19 protein-coding genes and 2 pseudogenes are annotated in these 25035 nt (G+C 67.0%); 12 read left to right on the plus strand and 9 right to left on the minus strand.

From position 1 onward, the window contains the following. The first annotated feature begins 123 nt into the window (after window positions 1-123). Window positions 124-714 (plus strand): NYN domain-containing protein, encoded by a 591-nt coding sequence (locus tag EXE45_RS01230; protein WP_241988310.1) that lies wholly within the window; start codon window positions 124-126, stop codon window positions 712-714. A gap of 160 nt (window positions 715-874) precedes the next feature. Here EXE45_RS01230 and ilvD read toward each other — a convergent pair whose 3' ends face one another. The 3 genes and pseudogenes from ilvD to EXE45_RS01245 all read right to left on the minus strand — a co-directional run bounded on the left by ilvD (window position 875) and on the right by EXE45_RS01245 (window position 5009). Next, on the minus strand, window positions 875-2665 hold the full coding sequence (ilvD, locus tag EXE45_RS01235) for a dihydroxy-acid dehydratase (RefSeq protein WP_092922543.1): 1791 nt from the start codon (window positions 2663-2665) through the stop codon (window positions 875-877). Between the two features lie 193 nt (window positions 2666-2858). Further along, entirely contained in the window at window positions 2859-3659 is an 801-nt protein-coding gene (locus EXE45_RS01240) for a TrmB family transcriptional regulator (protein ID WP_092922540.1), read from the minus strand. A 99-nt stretch (window positions 3660-3758) separates the two neighbouring features. Beyond that, window positions 3759-5009, minus strand: a pseudogene (locus EXE45_RS01245) (RNA-guided endonuclease InsQ/TnpB family protein). Between the two features lie 277 nt (window positions 5010-5286). On the opposite strand from EXE45_RS01245, the pseudogene EXE45_RS01250 reads away from it, so the two are divergent. Together EXE45_RS01250 and EXE45_RS01255 are read left to right on the plus strand one after the other, a co-directional pair. After that, a pseudogene (locus EXE45_RS01250) lies at window positions 5287-6017 on the plus strand (TrmB family transcriptional regulator). A 327-nt stretch (window positions 6018-6344) separates the two neighbouring features. Further along, on the plus strand, window positions 6345-6581 hold the full coding sequence (locus EXE45_RS01255; RefSeq protein WP_158293490.1) for a HalOD1 output domain-containing protein: 237 nt from the start codon (window positions 6345-6347) through the stop codon (window positions 6579-6581). Between the two features lie 392 nt (window positions 6582-6973). On the opposite strand, the gene EXE45_RS19550 is transcribed toward EXE45_RS01255, so the two are convergent. The 5 genes from EXE45_RS19550 to EXE45_RS01275 form a co-directional block, all read right to left on the minus strand. Continuing rightward, window positions 6974-7150 (minus strand): hypothetical protein, encoded by a 177-nt coding sequence (locus EXE45_RS19550; protein WP_158293491.1) that lies wholly within the window; start codon window positions 7148-7150, stop codon window positions 6974-6976. A 169-nt stretch (window positions 7151-7319) separates the two neighbouring features. Further along, window positions 7320-7631, minus strand: a complete 312-nt coding sequence (locus EXE45_RS01260; protein WP_137693298.1) for a HalOD1 output domain-containing protein — start codon at window positions 7629-7631, stop codon at window positions 7320-7322. A gap of 427 nt (window positions 7632-8058) precedes the next feature. Continuing rightward, window positions 8059-8322 carry a HalOD1 output domain-containing protein gene (locus tag EXE45_RS01265; protein ID WP_167603401.1) on the minus strand — a complete coding sequence of 88 codons (264 nt, stop codon included), beginning with the start codon at window positions 8320-8322 and terminating at the stop codon, window positions 8059-8061. Window positions 8323-8518: 196 nt separating this feature from the next. Beyond that, window positions 8519-9073: a hypothetical protein gene (locus EXE45_RS01270; protein WP_092923261.1), complete on the minus strand. Its 555-nt coding sequence runs from the start codon at window positions 9071-9073 to the stop codon at window positions 8519-8521. A gap of 187 nt (window positions 9074-9260) precedes the next feature. Next, window positions 9261-9860: a hypothetical protein gene (locus EXE45_RS01275; protein ID WP_092922531.1), complete on the minus strand. Its 600-nt coding sequence runs from the start codon at window positions 9858-9860 to the stop codon at window positions 9261-9263. A 563-nt stretch (window positions 9861-10423) separates the two neighbouring features. On the opposite strand from EXE45_RS01275, the gene glmS reads away from it, so the two are divergent. Then, window positions 10424-12238 (plus strand): glutamine--fructose-6-phosphate transaminase (isomerizing), encoded by a 1815-nt coding sequence (glmS, locus tag EXE45_RS01280; protein ID WP_137693299.1) that lies wholly within the window; start codon window positions 10424-10426, stop codon window positions 12236-12238. Between the two features lie 9 nt (window positions 12239-12247). On the opposite strand, the gene EXE45_RS01285 is transcribed toward glmS, so the two are convergent. Continuing rightward, a complete protein-coding gene (locus EXE45_RS01285) occupies window positions 12248-13258 on the minus strand; it encodes a glycosyltransferase family A protein (protein ID WP_137693300.1) in 1011 nt (336 codons plus the stop codon). A 179-nt stretch (window positions 13259-13437) separates the two neighbouring features. On the opposite strand from EXE45_RS01285, the gene EXE45_RS01290 reads away from it, so the two are divergent. The 8 genes from EXE45_RS01290 (at window position 13438) to EXE45_RS01325 (ending at window position 25022) form a co-directional block, all read left to right on the plus strand. After that, entirely contained in the window at window positions 13438-14943 is a 1506-nt protein-coding gene (locus EXE45_RS01290) for a lipopolysaccharide biosynthesis protein (RefSeq protein ID WP_167603399.1), read from the plus strand. 60 nt (window positions 14944-15003) lie between these two features. Further along, the gene (locus EXE45_RS01295) at window positions 15004-16176 is read left to right on the plus strand and encodes a VCBS repeat-containing protein (protein WP_137693301.1); all 1173 of its coding nucleotides are present in this window, start codon (window positions 15004-15006) and stop codon (window positions 16174-16176) included. Window positions 16177-16225: 49 nt separating this feature from the next. Continuing rightward, window positions 16226-17458 carry an alginate lyase family protein gene (locus EXE45_RS01300; RefSeq protein ID WP_158293694.1) on the plus strand — a complete coding sequence of 411 codons (1233 nt, stop codon included), beginning with the start codon at window positions 16226-16228 and terminating at the stop codon, window positions 17456-17458. 129 nt (window positions 17459-17587) lie between these two features. Further along, window positions 17588-19177: an alkaline phosphatase family protein gene (locus EXE45_RS01305; RefSeq protein WP_092922517.1), complete on the plus strand. Its 1590-nt coding sequence runs from the start codon at window positions 17588-17590 to the stop codon at window positions 19175-19177. Beyond that, window positions 19174-20994: a right-handed parallel beta-helix repeat-containing protein gene (locus tag EXE45_RS01310; protein WP_137693302.1), complete on the plus strand. Its 1821-nt coding sequence runs from the start codon at window positions 19174-19176 to the stop codon at window positions 20992-20994. The genes EXE45_RS01305 and EXE45_RS01310 overlap by 4 nt, the downstream gene beginning before the upstream one ends. Before the next feature lie 278 nt (window positions 20995-21272). Continuing rightward, entirely contained in the window at window positions 21273-24371 is a 3099-nt protein-coding gene (locus tag EXE45_RS01315; RefSeq protein ID WP_241989408.1) for a hypothetical protein, read from the plus strand. A 108-nt stretch (window positions 24372-24479) separates the two neighbouring features. Continuing rightward, window positions 24480-24698 carry a hypothetical protein gene (locus EXE45_RS01320; RefSeq protein ID WP_137693303.1) on the plus strand — a complete coding sequence of 73 codons (219 nt, stop codon included), beginning with the start codon at window positions 24480-24482 and terminating at the stop codon, window positions 24696-24698. Between the two features lie 96 nt (window positions 24699-24794). After that, complete coding sequence (locus EXE45_RS01325) at window positions 24795-25022, plus strand: hypothetical protein (protein ID WP_092922508.1); 228 nt, start codon at window positions 24795-24797, stop codon at window positions 25020-25022. The last annotated feature ends 13 nt before the right edge of the window (window positions 25023-25035 follow it).

Genomic DNA, 25035 nt, shown 5'->3' on the forward strand with positions numbered 1-25035 from the left:
TTAAATTTTCAGAACAATCGGCAGGAATACGGGTGATTAGTGGACGGACTGCGCATCGAAGACGGGTCGAAGGGGCCGCGAGGGAATCACCATCCCTATCTCCCGCGACGGCGAAGGCCGGCCATGGACCGAGGCGACGGGCCGGAGGGCGCGGCGACGGCCGACGGCGAGACGAGCGCGGACGGCGAGGCGACCGCCGACGGCGAGGTCGGACCGGACGGCGTGACGGACGCGGACGCCGGCGGCGTTGCGCTGTTCGTCGACGGCCCGAACGTGTTGCGCGAGGAGTTCGACGTCGACTTAGATGACGTGCGTCGGGCCGCCGAGGCGGAGGGGCCGCTGGTGACCGCCCGGCTCTATCTCGACGAGCACGCGACGCCGGGGCTGATCCAGGCCGCGGAGGCCCGCGGTTTCGAGGTCGTGATGACGAGCGGCGACGTGGACGTGAAGCTCGCGGTCGACGCCGCGCGGTTCGCGGCCGAGGGCCGGATGGAGACGCTCGCGATCGCCTCCCGCGACACGGACTTCAAGCCGGTCGTCGAGACGGCGAACGGCTACGGGATCCGGACGCTCGCCATCGCGCCCGGCGAGTTCGGCCGGTCGGACGCGTTGCGGAACGCCGCTAACGGCTCCGTGACGCTCGACGGCGATACGAGGGGCGAGTCCGTGAGCGACGAAGATGAGGCGGAGAGCGAATCGGCCTCGACGCGATAGCGGTCGAGAACGTCGGCAGCGGCGAGTGACGAACGAACGATCTTCTGCGGCGAACGCCTCCGGAACCCCTTTGCGTCCCACCCGGCCGCAACCGCACCGCAGCCTCACCCCCCAGCTCGTCACCGCGTATTTAGATCCACGGAGTATCCGCCCGTCCCGTTTATAACTCCCGCGTGAGCCGCGGGTTCGTCACTGCCCCGTCCGCCGCGGAGGCGAAGTCCCGGCCGTACTTCGCCAGGATACCGCCCTCGTACGGGGGTTCGGGCGCGTCCCACGCCTCGCGGCGCTCGTCGAGTTCCGCCTCGGAGAGGTCCACCGTCAGGTCGCGTTCGGGGATGTCGACGGTGACGTGGTCGCCGTCCTCGATGAGCCCGATCGGGCCGCCGACCGCGGCCTCGGGCGCGACGTGACCGATCATCGGACCGCGGGTGCCGCCCGAGAAGCGGCCGTCGGTGAGCAGCGCCACGTCGTCCTCGTGGCCCGCGCCGACGACCGCGGCGGTGACGCCGAGCATCTCGCGCATCCCGGGGCCGCCGCGAGGCCCCTCGTTGCGGATGACTATCACGTCGCCGGACTCGATGCCGCCGGACTGGACGTACTCCATCGCGTCCTCTTCGTTCTCGAACACGCGCGCGGGCCCCTCGTGGTAGAACTCGTCGTCGCCGGTCACCTTCAGCACCGAGCCGTCGGGCGCGAGGTTGCCGTCGAGTATCTTGATCGCGCCCTCCGCCTCCTTCGGGTCGTCGACGCTGTAGAGGAAGTCGGCCTCGATCTCGTCGTCGTCCGGGAGCTCGCCGCGCTCCTCCAGCGCCGCGATCTCCTCGGCGAGCGTCCGACCGGTCACGGTCATCGCGTCGCCGTGGAGCAGGTCGGCCTCGAGCAGGCGGCGGAGGACGACCGGCACGCCACCGACCTCGTGGAGGTCGTTCATCACGCGGCTCCCCCCCGGCTGGAGGTTCGCGATCTTCGGCGTGCGCTCGGAGATCTCGTCGAAGTCCTCGATCGAGAGGTCCACGTCGGCCTCGCCCGCGAGCGCGAGCAGGTGGAGGACCGCGTTCGTCGAGCCGCCCATCGCGGTCTGGGCCGCGATCGCGTTCTCGAACGACTCTCGCGAGAGGATGTCGGAGGGCCGACGGTCGTTCTCGATGCAGTCCATCGCGAGCTCGCCCGCCCGCTCGGCGACCGCGTAGCGCGCCTCGTCCTCGGCGGGCGGCGAGGCCGAGCCGAGCGGCGCCAGCCCGAGCGCCTCCGAGAGCGACGCCATCGTGTTCGCGGTGAACATCCCGCCGCACGAGCCCGCGCCCGGGCAGGCGTTACGCTCCAGATCGTCGAGCTCCTCGGCGTCCATGTCGCCCTGCGCGTAGGTGCCGACGCCCTCGAACACCTGGACGATCGTCACGTCGCGGCCGTCGTGCTGCCCGGGCATGATCGATCCGCCGTAGAGGAAGACGCTCGGCAGGTCCGTCCGGATCGCGGCCATCATCATGCCGGGGAGGTTCTTGTCGCAGCCGGCGACCGTCACGAGCGCGTCCATGCGCTCGCCGAAGGAGACGAGCTCGACGGAGTCCGCGATCACTTCTCGCGAGATCAGGCTCGCCTTCATCCCCTCGGTCCCCATCGAGATGGCGTCGGAGATGGTGATCGTTCCGAACTCGATCGGCATCCCGCCCGCGGCGTCGATGCCGTCGAGCGCGGCGTCCGCCACGTCGTCGAGGTGGACGTTACACGGCGTGATGTCGGCGGCCGGGTTCGGCACGCCGACGATGGGGGAGGAGAGGTCCTCGTCGTCGAACCCCATCGCGCGGAACATCGCCCGGTGTGGCGCCTTGTCCGGTCCCTCGGTCACGTCTCGGCTCCGCAGGTCTCCGTCTTTCTCGCCGGCGAATCGGTCCGAGTCCTCCCGTCGCCGACGACGCTCGTCGTCGTCGGATCGCGGCTGCTGTTCGCTCATACTCGCCCCTGTCGCTCGGGACTCTTAAACCGCCGCGTCGGGGCGAGGGTTGCTCGGCGGGACGAACGGGTTCGGCCCGTCGTCGGCGTTCGCGTCGGAGGCCGGACGTCGTCCGTGTACAGTCGCTGTCGGCCATTTTCGGTGACACAGTCCCCTCGCGACGCGGACGCCACACCGTCGGCGGGTCAGACCGCTACTGCGGGTCGCGAGCGGGGATCAGCCCCTGAGCCATGAGTCGCCGGGCGATCACGACGAGACCGTTCCCGAACCCCTCGCCGAAGATCGCCTGTTCCGCTTTGTTGTCGGGGATGATCGAACTCACGAGGATCGTCGAGCGGTCGATCAAGAGGAGCCGCCCGATCCCCGTCTCGTCTGCCGGCACGTCTCGATCCTGTAACCACTCAAGCCCGGAAACGAAGGTCGTTGCGCGCGGAACGGCCGATTCTAACTCTTCTCGAAGCGGCTCAGAGAGGGCTCCGATGACCAGGTCGATGTCGTCGTCGACGCCGTTGAGCGTCTCGGTGAGATCGTCGGTGAGGAGCGTCTCGTCGGCGACGACGAGGACGACCTCTTCTTTCGCCGCGCCGATGAGCCGGTTCGTCCTGTTCTCGATCGCGTCCCGACCGGACATGGCCCAGATCTCCTGTGTCGGGGACTCCTCGTCGTCGCCCACGATGTCGACGGCGTCGAGTGCGCTCTGGAGCCGCCCCACGCGCTCCTCGTACTGGTCGCGAAGCGTCTCGGTCGCCTCGTCCAGCGGAACCGCCCGGAACCGCTGCGGGCTCGAGTGTTGGACTTCGACCAGCCCCTGCGCCTCCAGAACCCGTATCGCGTCGTACACCCGGGTCCGAGGGACCTCCGTGATCTCGCTGAGCTTCTTCGCCGTGCCGGTGTCAAGCCGAGCTAATCCGACGAAGCATCGGGCCTCGTACTCTTTTAATCCGAGTTGCTGGAGGATGTCAATCGCTTCCTCCCCGTTGTTTGATGTGTTCATGTGTCCCAACCTTCCGGGTCCCCCCGGAATTCGCCTGTGGATTCTCCCTCAGGACAGATAGGTATTGTTACTTTTGAGGTGACGGTGAACTACCCCACCCTACTCAGCCACAGGCGTGGCTTCGTTGAGGGTGGGGCTTCCTGTTTCGACGACGCGCTTTGCAGACACGCGAGTGGTGTCCGTAGGGAGCACAGTCTCCACAGGCGTTGATTCGGGCCATCCCAGCCCTAGTTCAGCAAAGCCTCTCTGTAAGATGTTCATCGCCGCGTTCGCGTCACGGTTACACTCAAACCCACAACTCGGACACGAGTGCTCTCTGACCCAGATGGGTTTCGCTGTCTCCACACCACACGTCGCACACTCTTTCGTCGTTCCCGCTGCTTCGACTTGTACGACGTGTGTCCCGTACAGCTCACCTTTGTATTCCAGAAGAGTGATGAACTGTCGCCACGCCGCAGCCTGCTTGTTCCGCGCGTTCCCATCGTCTTGAAGCATCTCAGCGACGTTCAGGTCTTCCACGAACACCGCATCGTACTCTGTGACGAGCCATATCGTGAGCTTGTGCTGGTAGTCCAGCACCTTCTGACGGATGTGGCGTTTGACCTTCGCAACCGCTTGGCGCTGGTTTTCGTAGTTGTTTGACCCGTGTTCTTTCCGTGAGAGTTTGCGTTGTTCACGGTACAGACGCTCGTATTCGTCTTCGAGGTCGATCCAGTCCACAGTCGTCCCGTCCGACGTGTGGATATAGTTGAGGATGCCGAGGTCAACGCCGACGCTATTGTCCGCGTTGAGCGAGTCCACGTCGGGTTTCTCAGGCAGGTCACCCTCGTCGGTTTCCAGCCCGAAAGAGATGAACCAGTCACCGGTCGTCTCTTTTTTCACTGTGACTTCTTTGATAGCTGCTTCGTCAGGGATCTCGCGGTGGTAGCGGAGTTTGATATCTCCGATTTTGGAGAGCTAGAGCGTCGCGCGTCTGCCACTCGTGTTTTTGAGTTCGAAGCCAGACTGCGAATACGTCATACTCTGGAACTCTCTCGGAGACTTCCAGTTGAGCTTCCCGACCTTGCGTCCGTTTTGCTTCTGCTCGGAGAGTCCAGTGAGATTCTGGTAGAACCGAGTGACGGTTCGTTGTAGAGCCTTCGAGTTGACTTCCGAGAAAACGGGGAACTCATCTTTCCAGTCGGGGAGTCGGGAGTGGTGCTTGTACGCAGAGCCGATGTCGTCGGCGTCCACGTTCTCGTACTCGTACAGGGTGTAGTTGTACGCTTGGCGATGAATGTCGATATGGTAGTCTAGTTCAGCCGCTACCTGTTGTGTCGGGTAGGCATGGTAGCGGTGACTGTATTCCATCGCTGTCTATTGATTATCGATATGTTGTGTTAATGGTTTGTACTGGTGTGCGGCGATTCATCCCCTCCCTACTCGCTCCCGTTGGTCGCTCCTTGAGGAAGGGGCATTCTCGCCTCACTTCTGGTGACTCAGTTAATCACAGAAAGAATAACTGTCTGGGAACCGCTGCTGTACTCGCACGCAGCTAACTCGAGTGTCCCAACCACGCGAACTGCTGCGTGCCCGGTGCGGTCACCTCGTTTCGAGGTGGCCGGCCGTTCGGAACTCACCAATGTCAATGACCGACGAGCCAATCGCAGACCCGCGGTCCACAGCCGTCGAGCAGCTCACGGAGTTCGGTCTGACGGAGTACGCCGCGCGGACGTTCATCGCGCTCTCCGCACTGGAGTCGGGAACGGCCAGAGACGTGAGTCGCGTGTCGGCGGTCCCGCGGACGCGAGTGTACGACGCGATAGACGAGCTCCGCGACAGGGGACTCGTCGATGTCCTTCAATCGTCGCCGAAACGGTTTCGTGCGATCTCGGCCGAGACCACGAGTCGGACGCTCGAACACGAGCTCCGACACCGGGTCGACGTCCTCCGGACCGCGCTGAGCGAGCTCGAACCCGCCGACCGAGGAACCGAACAACGGGGCGTCTGGACGGTCGACGGACAGCGGGCCGTCTCGGAGCGAACCCTCGAGTTCTTCGCGGACGTGGACGAGGAGATCGTCTATATGACCGTCGAGGACCTCCTCAACGACGAACTGATCGACGGCGCATCAGAGACGACATCCTCGGGGCGACGATGTTCGAGTCCCTGTGGGTCTGGTCGGACACGTCGGCGGGACGGCTGCTGATGATCGACGGCCGGAAGACGCTCGTCAGCGCCCTCGTTACCGGACCGGACGCGTCCTCGTCCGACCCGCGGTCGGAGACGGCCATCTGGGGACAAGGGGAAACGAACAGTCTGTCGGTCGTGCTGAAGGCGATATTCACCCGGCGGTTAGAGAGCGAGGACGCGGACTGACCGCCGACCCCTGCGCTGCGTTTCGGGGGCGATCCGGCGTCCTCCGCGGGGGGCGCGTCCGACACCGCCTCGACGCGTCGATCCGATCGATACCGGATCGCGTCCTCGGCCCGGTCGCGGTCCGGCCGCGACGAGACCGAGGGCGGCGTCGAAACGACTGTCACATGTTCCCGCGCCTCTCGCCGGGAACGGGACTCAACTGTCGACGTGGTCACGGAAATTAGATTTCTGATTAATCGAGTCACTATTTCGTTCCGACTCGCCGCGTGCGATCGACGACGCGAAAGATGGACAAACTTTTGATTATGAACATCGAAATGATCGAACGTGACAGCTGACCTCACCGAAAAGATAGCGAGAGCCCTCGCTGACGTCAAATCGGTGGACCCGGAGGAGCTCGACGTCTCTCTGGAGAATCACGTCTCCACCGACGCGGTCCGCAACCTCGCGAGCCACGACAGCGACTCGTGGCGCCTCCAGTTCGAGACGCCGGACCACGTCGTCGAGGTCACGGGGACCGGACGGATCCTCGTCGACGGCGAAACGGTCCGAGAGGCCCGCTGAACGCCGTTCGACGACTGCCGAACGACGACGTTACTCGTCGTCGGGGACGAGCATCTCGGGATCGCGTTTGTACTTCGGGGTCGACACGAACGTCTCGATTCGCTGCTTGTCGGCCTCTGTGATGGAACTTTCCATACACGGCCGTTAAGCTCGGGTAACTTGAGTAATTAGGCCGTTCCCGACGGTAATCGGGTATTACTCGACCCGATCCCGGGCGTGCCCCGGATACACCTGTTGAAGCGGACGAAAGGCCGGCTCAGCCGCCCTTCGGTCGAACCCGTGTTCTGTGTCCGGTCCGATCGGCGGTCGGCTCCTTCGGACGTTGTAAGGAAAAGTTGCTTCGGAAGGCGAGACGGGGGCGAAGCGGTCGGCGCGAGGTCCCGAGCACGTGGTCACCGCATTGAGGCCGCCGAGCAGTAGGCCTCCTCGCGGGCGGTGATCCACGCGGTCGTTCGGCGGTCGTCGTCGGCGTCCCTCGGGAATATCGTACATTCGGTCGACCCCCCGTGGTCGCTGACGACGGCCGCCTCGTACGCCTCGTATCGCGGGGTCGGTGAGTCCGTGTCCATCGGATATGAGGGGACACCGCAGCGAACGAGATTGTTATGAGCGACCTACGCGGCCGCGGTCCGGACCGGCCGCTAGCAGAAACGGACTGTGCGGAGACGGACGCACCGCGTCCGACGCGCTTGTCGAACTCGCCCCGGCGGGGCGACGGCGCTCTGCGAAATCGCGGAGCTACCGGCCCGAGTCGAGATCGGAATCCAGCTTCGCGACGACCTCACCGTCGCCCGTGACGGTTACCTCGCAGTCGGCGAACGCGAAGGTGAGAGACGTCTCGACGGTGCTCGAACGAAACAGCGTGTCCAGTGCGTCCGAGTCGATGGCGCCGTAGAGCTGCGGAAGCGCCAGCGGCTCGCGGCCTGTCGCGCTTGATACCACTTCGACCACGCCGGTGCTCGGCGGCGTTGAGTCCCAGTCGTACGTCGCCCGGACCTCCGGGGTCTCCTTAGCTACGTGATTGGAAATATTTTGATTCTCTTCCTTCATTCAGTCACTATCGATAGGACGAAGGCACTACTAACTCTTGTGGATTACAACGGTAAAGGCCGAACAGCGACGTTTTCGACGTTTTTCCGGGACGGCCCGGCGACCGGGACGATGCGATCGCACCTCTGCGCACGGTTATTGAGACCGTGCCGCACCCTGTTCGAGGAGGCCTCGCTCGCTCCCGTCCGACCGGAGGGTGGCCTCCGGCGCGTCTGGGTCGATTCGGGCGTACAGCGGGCCGAACGAGGTCGGACCGTCGCTTACGAGGGCCGCGACGACCCCCACGACGCTCTCGTGGTCGACCGTTCGTCCCTCTCGTAGGCGTCGACCGCTTTAGTAGCCGACACGTCGGTGTGTTCCACGCGTTTCGGAGTGGACACGTCTGCGTGATTTCGTCGTAGTCACAGCGGTAGCGTGTTCACTGGGCTCACACGTGTGCGCCCGGTACACTGTCCTCGCGGGGGCGTTCCGGACGAACGTAGACGGTGGAGTCGGCGTAGACGAACACGGCCATCCCGGCGTACGAGAACGCGACCGTTACGTCGTGTGAGGAATCTCCCGTCACTATCGCGTCGAGCCCGTCGGTGTCGATCGCGTCCGAGAGCGGCGGGAGCGCGTCGACGGGTTCGTCGCGCGCCTCGGAGACGGTCTCGCTCACGGTCACACAGATTTCCTCGTGAGCACTACTCATGGATACGCGTTCACACCCCAGCTAATTAATAATAAAGTACATATTCTGCCCCCCTCGTGCTTACTCGAACCGCGCCGTTCGTGTGTTACTCTTACATGTACGCGAGCTGAAAGTTACCGGCGTCGCGAGCGGGAGCGGGCGCGTGCGGCTTTCCGACGCCGAGAACGACCGCACACGAGACGCCGAGAACGACCGCTTACTGGTCGTACTGACGCAGTTCGACGGGAACCGGCTCCGTGCGGTTCTGCGCCTGCCAGTACTGCCACGCGACCGAGAGGGTGAACACGAGGAGTACGGCTGCGCCTACCACCGGCAGGGGGACGGCGCCGAAGCCGGGAACGCTCAGCACCGTGAGCGACAGCGCCGTCGCCCCGCCGACCGTGAGGAGGAAGTAGTGGAATCGCCACGGGTACGTCGGTTGGTCGTCCGTCGTGAGGTACTCGTCGATGTCGTCCGCCCGGTCTGCGAGCCGAACGGTCCCGCTGTCTTTGTCGTACTCGATGGTGTTCATCTCCGCCATCTTCGGGAGATGGGTCTGATACAGGGACACGTAGACGCGCTTCCGCTGCTGGCTGGTCAGTTCGTCGGCCGAGACATCGTTTTCCATCGCCGCTATCTCCGTGGCGAGCTCCTGGACGTCGACCGATCCGCCCTTCGTCCGGAGGTAGTACAACACCATTCGGCGCCGGTGGTTGCTCAGTAGCTCGAAGACACCGTCGGGCGTCAACGGCTCGGTGTCAGCGGAACTCATCGTCAGGAGCACCGGTCCTGTTCGTCGGTCCCGTCTCTTTCCATGCTCGTTCCTTTCGCAAACGGGACATAGTTATGGTCTGGCTTATCCGGACTTAGGACGCTTTTAACCCATATTCACGTCACTTTCACTTCTCGCCCAAAAGTCGCTGAACCGGCCGCGAAACCGGAGCGCTGCCCGTGCCGCGTCACTCGAAGTACCGGTACGCCGACACGCCGACGAGCGCTCCGACGAGGAGAGCGGTCACCACCTGAAGCGCCGCGTTCGATATGAACGCCCCGACGACGACGGGAACGACGAGGAAGGCGCCGGCGACGAGCGACAGCGTCGAGTGGTACCGCGTCCACCCGGAACCATCGACATCGTCGTCGACTGAGAGGTAGCGTTCGAACAGGTCCGTGTGTTCTGCGGTCTCGATCCGGCCGCGCGGCTTGTTGTACGAGATCGCGCCGTAGTCGTCCATCTTCGGCAGGTGACACTGATACAGTCCGACGTACACGCGCTTGCGTTCCTGCGAGGAGATCTGTTTGATGTCCTTGCCCGTCTCGCGCGCGGCGATGGCCTCGGCCAGCTCGTCCAACGTCGCCTCCTCGTTCTTGCCTTCCAGCAGGTACCGTATCACCCGTCGGCGCCGCTTGTTTTTCAGGATCTCGAACAGCTGATCGAAGCCGATCTCTGCTCGCTCGATATTCTCCGGCTCAGTACTCGAAGCATCGGTTTCCGGTCCCGAGAACTCCCGATCGGCCTGGGCCGCGTCCCGCGTTTTCGCTTCTGAGTCGGCACTCATCGTACACCACCGTTTTGATCTGTCGCAACGTCGTCTGTTCTCGTTACGTTGTCGTACATCGTTATCGTGGGGAGTTTCGGTATTATATCATTTCACGGGTCGAACAGGGTATGGCGGGTCATGTTGCCGCTACTCATGTAATCCACTTAACTCTATCACATCTTCACGAAGCATTTCTGTACTGAATAATTGAGTAAACAGTATCGTCGCGGCCGTATACGGGAGAAATATCGTGTTCTTCGCACGACAAGTTTCGTCGTCGCTCTCCCCCACGAGTACCGAGAGTTCGGTGGCATAGAAAGCGAGACGGCGACCGGCAACAGGCGAGAGGAACAGTGAAACGCCGACCGAGCGTATCATTGACTCCCTCGCGTAAGGGCGAGGCTTCCGCTTGCTATCCGTCACTTACCGGTGAACGGCGGCAAAATCCGGTCCATAACAAAGTATTCCTCTCGGCATGCGGTGGGTATGCAAATCGGCCCCAAAGCGATCACGACCGGTGTGCGCCGCCGCCGCGCGCCTCGCCGCGCGGACGGCGACGCGGTCGACGGGGTGGTCGCGTAATGTGCGGCATCGTGGCTCGGATCGGAGCGGCCGACGACGCGGTCGACGAACTGCTCGTCGGGCTGGAAAACCTCGAGTACCGCGGCTACGACTCGGCCGGCCTCGCCGTTCAGACCGACCGCGACGTGGACGTCCGCAAGCAGGCGGGCGGCATCGACGACCTCCGGAACGCGCTCGCGGCGGACCCCCCGAGCGGGTCCCTCGGGATCGGTCACACGCGGTGGAGCACCCACGGACCGCCGACCGACGCGAACGCACACCCGCACACGGACTGCTCGGGGCGCGTCGCCGTCGTTCACAACGGGATCATCGAGAACTACCAACGGCTCCGTCGCGAGCTCTCTCACGCGGGACACGCCTTCGAGAGCGACACCGACACCGAGGTAATCCCGCACCTGATCGAGTCGGCGCTCGCGGACGGGGCGGCCCCGGCGGCGGCGTTCCGCGCGGCCATCGATCGGATCGAGGGGAGCTACGCCGTCGCCGCGGTCATCGGCGGCAGGGAGGCGGTGTACGCGGCTCGAAACGACTCACCGCTGGTGGTCGGCGCGAGCGATTCGACGCAGTACCTCGCGAGCGACGTGCCGGCGTTCCTGGAGTTCACCGACCGTGTGGCGTACCTCGAGGACGGCGACGTCGTCCGGGTCACGCCGTCCGGCTTCACCGTCACCGACGAGCGCGGCGAGCGCGTCCACCGCGCGACCGAGACCGTCGACTGGGACCCGCAAGACACCGGGAAGGGCGGATACGACCACTACATGCTCAAAGAGATCAACGAGCAGCCGACCGCCCTCGGCCGATCGGTCAGCGGTCGGACCGACTCGGGCGGCGAGGAGGTCGACCTCGATGGGTTCCCGCCCGGCAGCTTCGACGGGATCGACCGGGTTCACCTGGTCGCGATGGGGACCTCGTATCACGCGGCGATGTACGCGGAATCGCTGCTCGCACGCCGGGGGGTTCCCGCACGCGCGTTCATGTCCTCCGAGTACGCGGGGTCACCGCCGCCCGAGGAGGACGGGACGCTCGTGATAGCGATCTCACAGAGCGGCGAGACCGCGGACACGATCGCGGCCGTCAGGGCGGCCAGCGCGGAGCGGACGATGGTGGCGACGAACGTCGTCGGCTCGTCGCTGACGAGGGAGTGCGACGACACGCTATTAGTCCGTGCCGGACCGGAGATCGGCGTCGCCGCGACGAAGTCGTTCTCCGCACAGGTCGCGACGCTGTCGCTGCTCGCCGAGCGGATCCGCCGGGACGCCGTCGGCGACCCGTCGCCGGACGCGGCGGCGTTCCTCTCCGCGCTGACGCGACTACCGGATCAGGTCCGCCGGGTCGTCGAGAGCGGCGCGGCGGAGCGGATCGCCGACGCGTTCGCCGACTCGGAGTCGTACTTCTTTATCGGACGCGGCCCGGGACACGCGGTCGCGCTGGAGGGGGCGCTGAAGTTCAAGGAGATCACCTACGAGCACGCCGAGGGGTTCACCGCCGCGGAGCTGAAACACGGGCCGCTCGCGCTCGTCACCGAGGAGACGCCGGTGTTCGCGGTGTTCAACGGCGGGACGGACGACACGGAGACGCTCGGTAACGTCAAGGAGATACGTGCGCGCGGCGGCCCGGTCGTCGCGGTGGCGGGCGGGGAGACCTCCGACCTCGCGGAGACCGTCGACCACGTCCTGTCGGTCCCGTCGACCCATCCGGAGCTCGCCGGCGTGCTCGCCAACGTCCAGCTCCAACTCGTCGCGTATCACGCCGCGAAACAGCGGGGGCGGGCCATCGATAAGCCGCGCAACCTCGCAAAGAGCGTCACGGTCTGAGCCGCGCGGTCAGTCCCGCCCGTCCTCTTGCGTCCGGTCAGGACCGCCGCGAGTACCGCACGAATCCGGGGACTGCGTCGTCGTCCCACGGCTCGTGAGCGACCGATAGGTCCGTCGGAGGCGTCGCACGCCCCGCCAAGCCGGGGCTCCGCCGAGCGACACCAGCAGGTAGACCCACGTCCGTCGCCGTCCCGGCTCGTGACGCAGCGAGCGCGCCAGCCAGCGGCGCGCCTCCCCGTAAAGCCCGTTCTCCATCGCGGTCGCACCGAGTTTCCGCGAGAGCGACGCGACGAGCATCCGCTCGCAGCCGGCGCCGTACTCCGCGGCCCGCTCCCGGTGCGCGTCGAGGAACCGCGGATAGGCGACGTCTCGAGCGGCCTCGAAGTCGTCGGTGAGCTGGTCGTACTCCCCGATCCCGCGCTGGACCAGTTTTTCGGGGACCGGTCTGAACTCCCCGTGCTCCGAGAGCCTGACGTACCACTCGCGGTCCTCCCAGATCGGGAGCCCCTCGTCGAACGCCCCGGCGTCGTCTATCGTCGCCCGCCGCACCATGACCGTCGACGTCGGGGCGCACGGGACCCCGCGGAGGAGCGCCTCGGTGACGTCGCCGGACAGCGAGGGAGAGCGTCCGCCGACGCGCTCGCCGTCCCGCACGGCGAACTGGCCCGTGTAGACGACGGCGACGCCGGGTTCGAACGCCGCCACCTGGCGCTCGGCCTTTTCGGGGAGCCACCTGTCGTCGTCGTCGAGGAACGCGACGTACTCCCCGCTCGCGGCCCGGATCCCGATGTTCCGGGCGGCCCCCGGGCCCTCGCCGTCGTCGCGGCGGTACGTCACCGGGCGGTCCCCGGCGCGGCGGCGCACGAGCGACTCGACCGGCTCGTCGGAGCCGTCGACGACGACGAGTTCGAGGTTCGGGTACGTCTGGGCCCGGACGCTGGCGAGCGCGTCAGCGAGCTTCGCCGGTCGATCGCGGGTTATCACGACCGCGCTCACTAGCGGTCGGTCCCGTGTCTCCATTGGGTGGACGTGCCCCGGCAGCGGTATTGTTAGGACGGTCGTTACCGGGGGTGCTCGCGTCGAGCCCCCCGTGACCGCGCGGCGGTCGGGCGTGACGCGGGTAGCCCCGGCGCGACGGGACGGTAACGCGTACATAACAATGCCCGAAACGAGGGTTTTTCGAGACGGAACACCGCACAATGTCCGCTCTCTCGTCGGTTCGTCGACTCCTCGTCCGCCTGACGCCGGGCGGCGATCTCACCGAACAGACGGTGAAAAGCGGTATCTGGGCCACGATCACCAATATCCTCGACCGCGGCCTCCAACTGCTGATGATCGCGATCCTCGCCCGGATGCTCACGCCGGCCGACTTCGGGCTGCTCGGTATCGCCCTGCTGACGCTGACGGCGTTCAAGCGCTTCTCCAACATCGGATTCGACCAGGCGCTCATCCAGAATGCGTCAGGCAACGTCGACGACTACCTCAACACCTACTGGAGCATCGAGATCCTCCGCGGCCTCCTGCTGGCCGGGATCCTCGCGCTCATCGCCCCGCTGGTCGCCGGATTCTTCGGGGAACCGCGCGCCACTCCGGTCCTCCGGGTCATCGCGCTCACGCCGCTGCTCCTCGGGCTGCGAAACCCCGGTATCGTCTACTTCAAGAAGAACCTCGAGTTCCACAAGCAGTTCGTCTACACGATGAGCGGATCGGTGACGAACTTCGCCGTCGCGCTCTCCGTCGCGCTCGCGACCCAGAGCGTCTGGGCGCTCGTGCTCGGCTACGTCGCCTCCGACGCCGCCCGCATGCTGGCGTCGTACGCCGTCCACGGCTACCGTCCGTGGCCGGACTTCGACGTCGAGATCGCCCGCGACCTCTTCGGGTTCGGGAAGTGGATCACCGGCTCCGAGAGCGTCTACTTCCTCATCAATCAGGGCGACGACGCGGTCATCGGCTGGCTGCTGTCGGCCGCGTCGCTCGGGCTGTATCAGGTCGCCTACCAGTTCGCCAAGGCGCCGGCGACGGAGATCTCGCAGATCATCTCGAGCGTCGCCTTCCCGGCGTACTCGAAGCTCCAGGACGACATCCCCGCCCTCCGGTCGGCGTTTTACCAAACCCTCCAGGTGACGATAGTGATCGCGTTTCCCGCCTCGGTCGGCATCGCGGTGGTGGCTCCGACCTTCGTCAAGGCAGTCTTCGGCACCGACTGGCTGCCGATGGTGCCGGTGATGCAACTGGTCGCGGTGTACGGGCTCCTCATCGCGCTCGGGTCGACGTACTCCCCGGTGTGGAAGGCCCTGGGGCGCCCAGACTACATGGTAAAACTCGGCGCCTTCCGGCTCGTGGTGACCGCGCTGATCATCGTCCCCGTCACCCGCGAGTTCGGCATCGTCGGCGCCGCCGCGGCCGTCCTCGGCGTCTACGTGTTCCCGGTGATGCCGATCGACGTGTACCTGGTGATCAAGTCGGTGGAGACGAGCCTCGGTCGGCTGCTCCGAGAGGTGTCGTACCCGGCCGTCGCGAGCCTCCTCATGGGTGGCGTCGTCCTCTGGTTACAGGCGACGCTGTCGCTCCCGTGGGTGTTCCTCGAGCTGCTCGTCCTCGTCGCGGCCGGGGGCGCGGTGTACGGGACCGCCGTCTTGGTGTTCGAGACGCAACTGAACTGGGGGCTACGGGAGACGCTCCGGAACTTCGCCGGCGCGATCTGACCGTCGAGCCCGCATCGTAGGCGGTTGATAACAAAGCCGACTACCGCCTAGTGTGGGCCCATGCAGACACGGCGACTTCGCTTTCGCCACGAGGTCATCGACCCCGTTCCCCCGACGACGAAGCTCGGGATCTGTCTGACGACCGACCTCACCGGCAACGGTCGCCCGGACGTCATCGTCGGCGGGGCCGGCCCGGAGACGAAGCTGTTCGTGGGCGGCGGCCGCACCCGACTGCCGAGCCTAGAGGGGATCAAGCAGGTGGCGGGGCTCGCCGGGCCGACACTGTTCTGGTACGAGAACCCCGGGTGGGAGCGACACGCGATCGCCGACGTTCCCCAGCTGGGGGTCGGCTGCGCGCTCGGCGACGTCGACGGCGACGGCCGGGTCGACGTCCTCGCCGGACAGGGCATTCATTATAACGGGGTATACTGGTTCGAACAACCCCCGGACCCGCGGTCGCGGTGGGAGCCGCACCTGGTGACCGAGCGATTCGAGAAGTACCACGACCTCGCCTTCGGCGACGTGGACGACGACGGCGAGCCCGAGGTGGTCGGGCTGTCACAGCGGTCGGGGGTGGTGTTCTACTACGACATCCCCGACGGCCCGACCGGCGGGCCGTGGCCCGACGAGAACTGTCACGTCGTGGACGGCGACAGCGACGCCGAGGGCGTGTGGATCGGCGATGTCGACGGGGACGGTCGGACCGAACTCGTCGTCGGCACGGGCATCTATCGGCGCCGCGAGGGGACCCACGAGTGGGACCGCGAGCCGATCGTCACCGGCTGGGATGACGTCCGCGTCGCGGTCGGTGACGTCGACGGCGACGGCGAACACGAGGTCGTGCTGGCGGAGGGCGACTCCCCCACCTACGGCACCCACCCCGGTCGAGTAGGGTTGTTCGATCGGCAGGCCGACGGCTGGGCGGAGACCGTCATCGGCGAGGACCTGTTCTGTCCGCATACCCTCCAGCTCGCGGACTTCGACGGGAACGGGCGGCTCGACGTGTACGCGGCGGAGATGAGCCTCGGCGAGAACGAGACTCCGCGCCACTACCTGTTCACGAACGAGGGGGACGGTCGGTTCGAGCGGACCGTCGTCGCGGAGGGGGCCGAGACCCACGAGGCGAAGGCGGTCGACATCTCGGGGACAGGCCTCCCGGACGTGGTCGGGAAGTCCTACACGCCGGACCACCACGTGGACATCTGGCACAACGAGGGGGGCGGCGACCGGTGACGCAGCGCGGATCGATCGGAACTCCGGCGACGGGGGCCGGACGCTGGGCGTGACTGAACGCGACGAGGACGGCAAGCGCCGGCGCGACCTCCTGCGCGGCGCCGCCTCGCTCGGGGTCGCCGGGATCATTGCCGGCTGCGGCTCCGACTCGGACCGGGCCGGCTCCGGATCACCCCGGGAACTGCGCGACGACCCCGCGGTGTACGCCGGGTTCCTCGACGCCAACGAGGTCGTCGCGATTCGCGAACGTGTCGAGGACGGTCAGGACCCGTGGAAGACGGCCTACGACGCCCAGATCAGGGACGCGAATCGAGCCCTGGCGGCGACGCCGAGGAGCGTCGTCGACGACGGGTCGCCCGCGGGCGTCGACGAGCATCGGTTCGCCACGGGCGAGGACCGCCCTGACTACCGGGCGGCTATCGAGATGGGAACGTGGGTCCGGGACCTGGGGATCGGCTACGTGTTCACCGGCCGAGAGCGGTTCGCGAGCAAGGCGATCCGGCTGCTCGATCACTGGTTTCTCGACCCCGAGACGCGGATGTACCCCTCCGGCCGGAACTTCGGCGAGACGTACTTCTCCATCGAACTTCACATTACGCTGCCGACGCTCATCTACGGGGCTGCGCTCGTCCGCGATTCCCCGCGGTGGTCGACCGTCGGGGCGGACCGCGAGGCGCTCCGCTCGTGGGTGGAGACGTACCTCGCGGACCTCGAGGACGGACGGGGGAAGCAGCGCTACACCGGCGTGGTCAAGAACAACATCTACGCCTGGTGGATCCTCGCGAGAGCGACCGCGGCGGCGTACCTCGACGACCGCGAGGCGCTGACGCGCGCGTTCGACGACTGGCGCGAGCACGGCTTCGACCAGCTCGAACCGAACGGCCTCCTGCGGCACGAGCGGCAGCGGGTCGACGGGCTGGAGTACTCGGTGTACGGGCTCAAGGCGCTCGCGTTCACCGCGGAGATAGCCCGGCACTACGGCGTCGACCTCTACGGTCACACGCTCCCCGAAGACGACGTGAGCGCGCTCCTACGGGCCTTCGAAGGCCTCTGTCCGTACGTCATTGACGCCGAGAAGTGGGAGTGGGGCACCGGCGAGAACGGATACACCGACGCGGACCGAACGGCGGCAGGGTCGGTGTACGAGCTCGCGTACTCCCGGTGGGACCGCTCAGAATTCCGCGAGGTGCTCGAGTCGATCGGACGACCGCTGTACGACCGGCGGATCCTCGGGTGGACAACGCTGACGCACGCCAGTCGCTTCGAGCTCGACGTCGACTGAGACCGCTCGCGAACCCCGTTTTCGAGGGTAAGGCCGTCTTACTCGGGTACGGCAGTCATAACAAATTTCGTCTTTCCCCAAACGAGGCTCAATGATTCGGACCGAGCGGCGTCGACGGGGGCGGTCGCGGTGAGCGACGACGGTAACCGCGCGTTCGTGTTGGGGCTTGACGGCGTCCCGTGGCCGCTCGTCCGGCCGTGGATCGAAGCTGGGGAGCTCCCCGCGTTCGCCGAGCTGATCGAGACGGGAGCCGCCGGTCCCCTCCGGAGCACGACGCCAGCGAACACGCCGGTCGCGTGGCCCTCCATCGCGACCGGTACCTGGCCCGACCGACACGGACTCTACGAGTTCATGAAACTGGGGAGCGATTACAGTCAGCGGCCCTACAACCGCGAGGACCTCCGACAGCCGCCGCTTTGGGAGCTGCTCTCGCCCGCCGTCGTCGCGAACGTGCCGATGACGTACCCGGCCGGCGGGGTCGGCGACGACGGAGCGATGGTCGCCGGAATGATGACGAGCTCGACCGACGCGGCGGGGTTCACGCAGCCGGCCCGGCTGGGCGAGGCGATCCGCGAAGAGATTCCCGACTACCGAGTCGGCCTCAGGTGGCACGAGTACGGCGAGGACCGGCGCGACGAGTTCCTCGCGGACTTCGCGTCGCTGTTCGAGGCGCGCCGCGAGCTGTTGCGGTCGCTCACGGAGCGGGAAGACTGGCGACTGTTCTTCTTCACCTTCACGGCGCCCGACAGGCTCCAGCATCTGATCTGGGACGAGGAGGTGATCCTGGAACACTACCGGGAGCTGGACGCGGTCCTCGCCGAGGTGATGACCTACTGCGACCGGCTGGGCGCGACGCTGTACGTCGTCTCCGACCACGGGTTCGGGCCGATATCGCGGGTCGTCAACGTCAACCGAGCGCTGGCGGACGCGGGACTGTTGACGCCGAAGCGCTCGACGGGGGCCCGGGGCGTGCTCTCGCGCGCCGGGGTGTCGAAGTCGACCGTGTTGAACGCGTTAGCACGGATCGGCATCGACGACGAGACGCTCGTCGAGCGGCTTCCGGCGTCGGTCGTCGACAGCGTCGCGCGGGCGGTGCCCGGCGACCACGCCCTCTACGACGTCGACTCCGCGCAGACGCGGGCGTTCCTCCACGGGCTCGGCAGCGTCTACGTCAACGACACGTCGCGGTTCGACGACGGGGCCGTCGCCCCCGGCGAGCGCGACCGAGTCAAGTCGGAGGTGATGTCCGCGCTCGCGGCGGTGACCGACCCCGAGACCGGAGAGCGGGTGCTCTCCGTCCGCGACGGCGACGACCTCAACCCCGAAGACGAGTTCGCGCCCGACGTGGTCGTTGAGGGCGTCGAGGGGTATCATGTCAAGCCCGGACTCGCCGACGAGACCGTCGTCGACGCTGACGGGATCGCCGGCTATCACCGGCCCGAGGGCGTCCTCTTCGCCCGCGGCCCCCCGATAGCCGCCGACATCGCGGTCGAAGGGGCGACGGTCGTCGACGTGGCGCCGACCCTGCTCCACGGGCTCGGCGAGCCCGTTCCCGCGGCCGCCCATGGCCGCGTGCTGACGGAGCTGTTCGAGCCCGGGTCGCCGCCGGCAACCCGGGATGTAGTCGAGCGGGACCACGCCTCCTCGGACGCGGCGACCGACGGTCCCGGGAGCGACGAAGCGGTCGAAGAGCGCCTTCGCGGCCTGGGTTACTTATGAACGCCGGCCGGGACGACGACCACCGTTCCGAGAGCGACGACGGTTCACCCGACGACGATGGCTCGGATCGGGGCGACGGTTCGCGTGGCGTCGGCGGCGGGCCCGGCTCCTGCGGCAGGCGCCCCTATCTCGGGGTCGTCGGTGCCGCGGTGGCCTCGGCGGCCGGCTGTCTCGGTCTGGGGTCGGACGGGGCGGCGAACGCCGCTCCCGACGATCCGGGCGCGGACGACGGGGCGTCGGACGACGGCCCCGACGGCGGGTCCGCGGACGAGCCCGACGACGGAGACCTCGGGACGCGTCACGGGATCGAGTTCGATCGGGTGCTGGACGCGGTCGACGACCTGGGACTGGACCCGAGCGGGAACGACCCGGTGAACGACCGCCTGGAAGACGCGCTCTCGGACGGGACGCTGGTGCGGTTCCCCCAGGGCGAGTATTTACTCCTCGGCGAGGTCGTCATCGACGCCGACCGCGTCGGCGTGCTCGGCGACGGCGACGCCCGGTTCGTTCTCCCGGCCGGCTACACGCGGCTCCTGTTCAACTACGACCCGGTGCCCGATGACGTGCTCATCGAGAACGTCGATGTCGACGTCCGCCCCGACGACACCACGACTGGGATCCGGCTGCGCTGCCGGAACCACTTCCACATCCAAGACGTCGAGTTCCTCGGCCGCGGGACGAGCGAATCGGACGGCGGAACGCCGAGCGCGTTCGCCCTCGCGGTCAACGACGAGGACGGACGGGGGGTGCTGCGGGACGCGGTGGCGAAGAAGGGCTCTCGCATCGACGGGTACAAGGGAGGGAACGGGCGGATCGGTGTCTGGGTCGGCTGGTCGAACAAGGGAACGGTCCGGATCGAGGGGTGTGACTTCCGCGAGTTCGGCAACAACGGCGTCTACGGCTCCCGGACGCCGGGAAACGTCGAGATCGTCGACTGCTACTTCCTCAACAACAACGCGACGAGCGCCCGCATCAGCGGCGCTGGGAGCTACGTCGAGAACTGCACGATCGAGATCGATCTCAGTCGCTACACCGGCGGCGCGGTGGACGCGTCGGATGAGTTCAACACGCGGGCGGTCGTCGTCGAACAGGGCGTCCAACGCGAGGGCGCGCCGCCGTTACCCGCGGGCGCGGAGATCCGCGACTGCACGATCCGTGCCCGGTCGTCGCCGCTGTCCCAGTCCGTCGTCGAACAGTCGCCGGTGGCGCGGAGTCTCGTCGTCCGCGACACGGAGATCCGATGCGACATCGACGGGACACCGGCGGTGCGCCGCGGCCCGGTAGGAGCGCTCCCCTACCGCCCGGACCGACGGCGCCCGCCGCCGCCACACTGGACGGAACTGCGGAACGTCACCGTCGACGGGGACGCGGCGGGCGGCGTCGCCGTCGACCTCAGACTGGCGCCCGGGTCGGCGGTGATCGACTGCGACATCGACTGTCCCGGGCGGGACCGAGACGGGGTGTTCCTGGATCACTCGCCGCGGAGCGCGGTGAGCGGGAGCGAGATCCGGACCGACGGTCACCCGATCGTCGTCGACGCCGACCTGACGACACCGCTCGACGATCACCTCCTGTGTCTCGGCGTCGAGACCGTCTTGGAGCGGTTCGGCGACGACGGGTCCGGCGTCGATCTCACCGCGGCCGTGCCCTTCCTCCGGACGCTCGGTCGCACCGCTGGGACCGAGCGCATCTGCCTCGGGCTCGGTCCGGCGGTGCCGTCCCTCCCGGACGCCGAGTCGGTCTCGAACTCGCTCCGGATCAGCGTCGACGCGCTGGACGGGGACGTGCCGATCGGACGGGTGCTGTACCGACCGTGAGGCTCGCCCCGCGGCTGCGCTCCGCGCGCCAGCCGAGCCCCGGATCGCGACTCGCGGCGATCTGGTCGTCGTCTGGATCGGTAAGCACGTCCTACGACCCGTTACTCACCGGTTATCGGATACGTCCTGTAAAATTATGAAAGTAATCTGTTCCTAACGTGAGATGAACCGTATCGCCACCAATCGGGCTTCATCTGGTAACCAATCCATCCCATCCGCACGCTTCCGGTCAGTTACTGGCGAAAACGAATATTATGGTGACCCCGGAACGCCGGGGCATGTCCAAAGAACGGGCACCCGACGACGAGTCAGTAGGAACCGATTATCGCGCCGATCGTCCGGTAGGCCGTGATTACGAGTCCGAAACAGGGGCCGACGACGAACGGGAGATCGAGACGGAGGGGGGTGACGACACGTCGCTGCTCGACCGGCGCGGCTACCTGAAGATGGCGGGCGTGGCCGCCGCCACGGTCGCCACCGTCTCGACGGGCGGCGCCGCCGCGGGAGGAACGACCCGCCACGGGATCGAGTTCGATCGGGTGCTGGACGCGGTCGACGACCTGGGACTGGACCCGAGCGGGAACGACCCGGTGAACGACCGCCTGGAAGACGCGCTCTCGGACGGGACGCTGGTGCGGTTCCCCCAGGGCGAGTACAGCTTCGACGGAGTGGTCGAGATCGACGCCGACCGCGTCGGCGTGCTCGGCGACGGCGACGTCCGGTTCGTTCCGCCGACCGGCTACTCCGGATTCCTGTTCAACTACGACCCGGTGCCCGACGACGTGCTCATCGAGAACGTCGACGTGGACATGCGGGCGGATGACACCACGACCGGGATCCGGCTGCGCTGCCGGAACCACTTCCACATCCAAGACGTCGAGTTCCTCGGCCGCGGGCTCACGGATAACTCCGGGCAGGTCAGCGCCTTCCTGCTCGGGATCACGAGCGAGAGCGGCCGCGGGGTGCTGCGGGACGCAGTGGCGAAGAAGGGCTCTCGCATCGACGGGTACGCGAGGGGTAACGGACGGATCGGTGTCTGGGTCGGCTGGTCGAACAAGGGAACGGTCCGGATCGAGGGGTGTGACTTCCGCGAGTTCGGCAACAACGGCACGTACACCTCCCGGACGCCCGGACAGGTCGAGATCGTCGACTGCTACTTCCTCAACAACAACGCCGCAAACGTCCGCATCGGCGGGGAGGGGAGTTACATCGAGAACTGTACGGTGGAAATCGACTTCGAGAAGTACACCGGACCGGCGCTCGGCGACATCTCGACCGGGTTCGGGATGCGCGGGATCCACATCGATCAGGGCGTTCAACTCGAGGGCGCCGAGTCGATCCCGGCGGGTGCGGAGGTCCGCGACTGCGAACTCGTCGGCGCGGACGCCCCGAGCGGCATCGCGATGATCAACCTCTCGCCGCAGGGACGGAGCGTGCGCGTCGAGAACACCCGCGTCCGGGTAGACATCGACGACATGTGGGCCGTCCGGCGGGGCCGCCCCGGCGTCATCCCGTGGCGCGAGTGGCAGCGGACGCCACCGAAACCGCACTGGATCCGGATGGAGAACGTCAGCATCACCGGGTCGGCGTCGGGTCGAGAGGCGATCCGCCTCGTCGAGGCCGACGACTCGATCGTCCGGAACTGCTGTGTCCACCAGACGGGGTCGAGCCGCGACGGTGTCAACTTCGTGGACTCGAGCGGCGGCGTCGTCGAGGACTCCACCGTCGACGTGACCGGCAGGGAGGTCACCCTCGAGAACTCGACGGCGTCGAGCTCGTCGATAACCAAGGACGGGTCGTGTCCATTCCCGAATCCGGAGGCGGCGTCCACGGACTCGACGGACGACACGGAGTCTACCGGCACGGAGGACTCGACCGACGGCTCGACGTCGACCGCTCCCGACGGAACACAGGAGCTCGTCGTCGACGGCAGCCAAACCACCGACCGGCTCACGTACACGTTCACGGTGGACGGCAGCGTCGAGCCCGGGCCGCGAGCGAACGCCAGCGACGAGATCGACGGGACGACCGTCTCCGGGCAGGTCGAGGGCGGGATCGACTCCTTCTGGGTCTCCGGCGAGTTCACCGACTTCCAGGTCGACGGCAACCCCGAAGTCCGTCTGGACGGCGAGACGGTCGACCCGTCCGAGCTGGTCGTCTCGGAGACGACCGACTCGACCAGCGATTCAACCGACGGCACCGGCTCGACCGACGGGACGACTGACGACGGCGACTCGACCGGCGACACCGATTCCACCAGCGACACCGACTCGACGGTCGATGAGGCGAAGCTCGTCATCGACGGGGGCGTCACGTCCGACCGCGTCGAGTACACGTTCGCGGTGGACGGGAGCGTCGAGCCCGGCGCGCGAGCGAACGGGAGCGACGTGATCGACGGCTCGACCGTCACCGGCCACGTCGAGGGCGGAATCGATTCGTTCATCGTCACCGGTTCGTTCACCGACTTCCAACTCGGAGGCGACGTCCCCGTTCGCCTGGACGGCGAGACGGTCGACCCCTCGGAGTTAGTGGACTCGACCGGCGACGACTCGACCGGCGACGGCTCGACCGGCGACGGCTCGACCGGCGACGACACGATGTCCGACGGCTCTGCGACGGAGACGACGAAAGAGCGCAAACTCGTCGTCGACGGGAGCGGCACGTCCGACCGCGTCGAGTACGCGTTCGCGATGGACGGGAGCGTCGAGCCCGGGCCGCGAGCGAACGGGAGCGACGTGATCGACGGCTCGACCATCTCCGGCCACGTCGAGGGCGGGATCGACTCGTTCCTCGTCACCGGCGCGTTCACCGACTTCCAACTCGACGGCGACATCCCCGTTCGCCTGGACGGCGAGACGGTCGAGCCCTCGGAGCTGGGCGTCGAACCCGCCCGAACGGTCGAGGTCGACGGCAGCCAGACGGACGACCCGCTCGCGTACACGTTCACGGTGGACGGGAGCGTGACGGCCGGTGACGGCGCGACCGACGCGGACGTGACCGACGGTACGGTCACCGGACGCGTCGAGGGGGACACCAGCGCCTACGCGGTCACCGGTGCGTTCACGAACTTCCAGGTCGAGAGCGACCTCGTCGTCCGCGTGGACGGTGAGCCCGTCGACCCGTCGACCCTGAACGGTGGTCACGACCTGCCGCACGAGCTCGTCGTCGACGGCGACGGCGCCGAGGCGAGCTACCTCGTCGAGACGACCGGCTCGGTCGCGAAGCGCGACGGCGGCTGGGGCGCCGAGGCGTCGGACGCCGCGACGGGCGGCGTCGCCAGCGGGACCGTCGCGGAGGACCGCGACACGTTCGGTTTCTCCGGCGACGTCACGCGGCTACGGATCGACGGCGACGCGTCGCTCACCTTCCGGAGGTGAACTGATGGCGCCACGCCGCAGCCCTCTCGGAGAGCCGCCGCTCGGTCCGCGTCGACACCGTCCCGCAGGGAGCCTCGCGACGGGGAGCGACCGCACGGCGGAGGGAGCATGACGCGGAGTTCGCTCGAGGTCGAGTGGGAGGACCAGCCGGACGACCCGGGCAGCGAGGACCTCGGATACGATCTCGACGACTGGGAACGGATCCGGGCGACGGGGACCGAGTCGGAAAAGTTCCTGTACCTCCCGGACGACGAGGAGATGCTCCGAGAGGAGGCGTTCATCGTCGCCGAGCCGACGGCCGTCGCGGACCTGCTCGACAACAGATAGGGGCAACGAGGGATCGACCGATCTCCCGGTCGAAACCGGGTCGCGACACCGATCACGGGCGAAACGGCTAAGCCGTTGAGACACGAACACGAGCGGATGGCAGACTCTGGCGACTCGGCGAGGAATGCCGCGGAGTACCGACACGCCGACGGGTCGGTGGAGATCGTGTTCGCCGTCGACGACGGACGTGTCCTGACCGTCCGCGAGTACCCGGACGAGGAGACCTTCGAGTCGGAGACGGAGTCGGCGGCGTACGTCGGCCAACACGAGGGCGTCTCCGACCTACCGGGCGTCGAGGCGTTCGAGGAGACCGACGACTCCTGACGCGACGGCGACC

Source organism: Halorubrum sp. SP9, from assembly GCF_005435015.1.
GTDB lineage: Archaea > Halobacteriota > Halobacteria > Halobacteriales > Haloferacaceae > Halorubrum > Halorubrum sodomense.

Coding starts and splice junctions, on each gene's coding strand:
- EXE45_RS01230 (WP_241988310.1), top strand. CDS start 124: ATGGACCGAGGCGACGGGCCGGAGGGCGCGGCGACGGCCGACGGCGAG.
- ilvD (WP_092922543.1), bottom strand. CDS start 2,665: ATGAGCGAACAGCAGCCGCGATCCGACGACGACGAGCGTCGTCGGCGA.
- EXE45_RS01240 (WP_092922540.1), bottom strand. CDS start 3,659: ATGAACACATCAAACAACGGGGAGGAAGCGATTGACATCCTCCAGCAA.
- EXE45_RS19550 (WP_158293491.1), bottom strand. CDS start 7,150: ATGGACACGGACTCACCGACCCCGCGATACGAGGCGTACGAGGCGGCC.
- EXE45_RS01260 (WP_137693298.1), bottom strand. CDS start 7,631: ATGAAGGAAGAGAATCAAAATATTTCCAATCACGTAGCTAAGGAGACC.
- EXE45_RS01265 (WP_167603401.1), bottom strand. CDS start 8,322: ATGAGTAGTGCTCACGAGGAAATCTGTGTGACCGTGAGCGAGACCGTC.
- EXE45_RS01270 (WP_092923261.1), bottom strand. CDS start 9,073: ATGAGTTCCGCTGACACCGAGCCGTTGACGCCCGACGGTGTCTTCGAG.
- EXE45_RS01275 (WP_092922531.1), bottom strand. CDS start 9,860: ATGAGTGCCGACTCAGAAGCGAAAACGCGGGACGCGGCCCAGGCCGAT.
- glmS (WP_137693299.1), top strand. CDS start 10,424: ATGTGCGGCATCGTGGCTCGGATCGGAGCGGCCGACGACGCGGTCGAC.
- EXE45_RS01285 (WP_137693300.1), bottom strand. CDS start 13,258: ATGGAGACACGGGACCGACCGCTAGTGAGCGCGGTCGTGATAACCCGC.
- EXE45_RS01290 (WP_167603399.1), top strand. CDS start 13,438: ATGTCCGCTCTCTCGTCGGTTCGTCGACTCCTCGTCCGCCTGACGCCG.
- EXE45_RS01295 (WP_137693301.1), top strand. CDS start 15,004: ATGCAGACACGGCGACTTCGCTTTCGCCACGAGGTCATCGACCCCGTT.
- EXE45_RS01310 (WP_137693302.1), top strand. CDS start 19,174: ATGAACGCCGGCCGGGACGACGACCACCGTTCCGAGAGCGACGACGGT.
- EXE45_RS01315 (WP_241989408.1), top strand. CDS start 21,273: ATGTCCAAAGAACGGGCACCCGACGACGAGTCAGTAGGAACCGATTAT.
- EXE45_RS01320 (WP_137693303.1), top strand. CDS start 24,480: ATGACGCGGAGTTCGCTCGAGGTCGAGTGGGAGGACCAGCCGGACGAC.
- EXE45_RS01325 (WP_092922508.1), top strand. CDS start 24,795: ATGGCAGACTCTGGCGACTCGGCGAGGAATGCCGCGGAGTACCGACAC.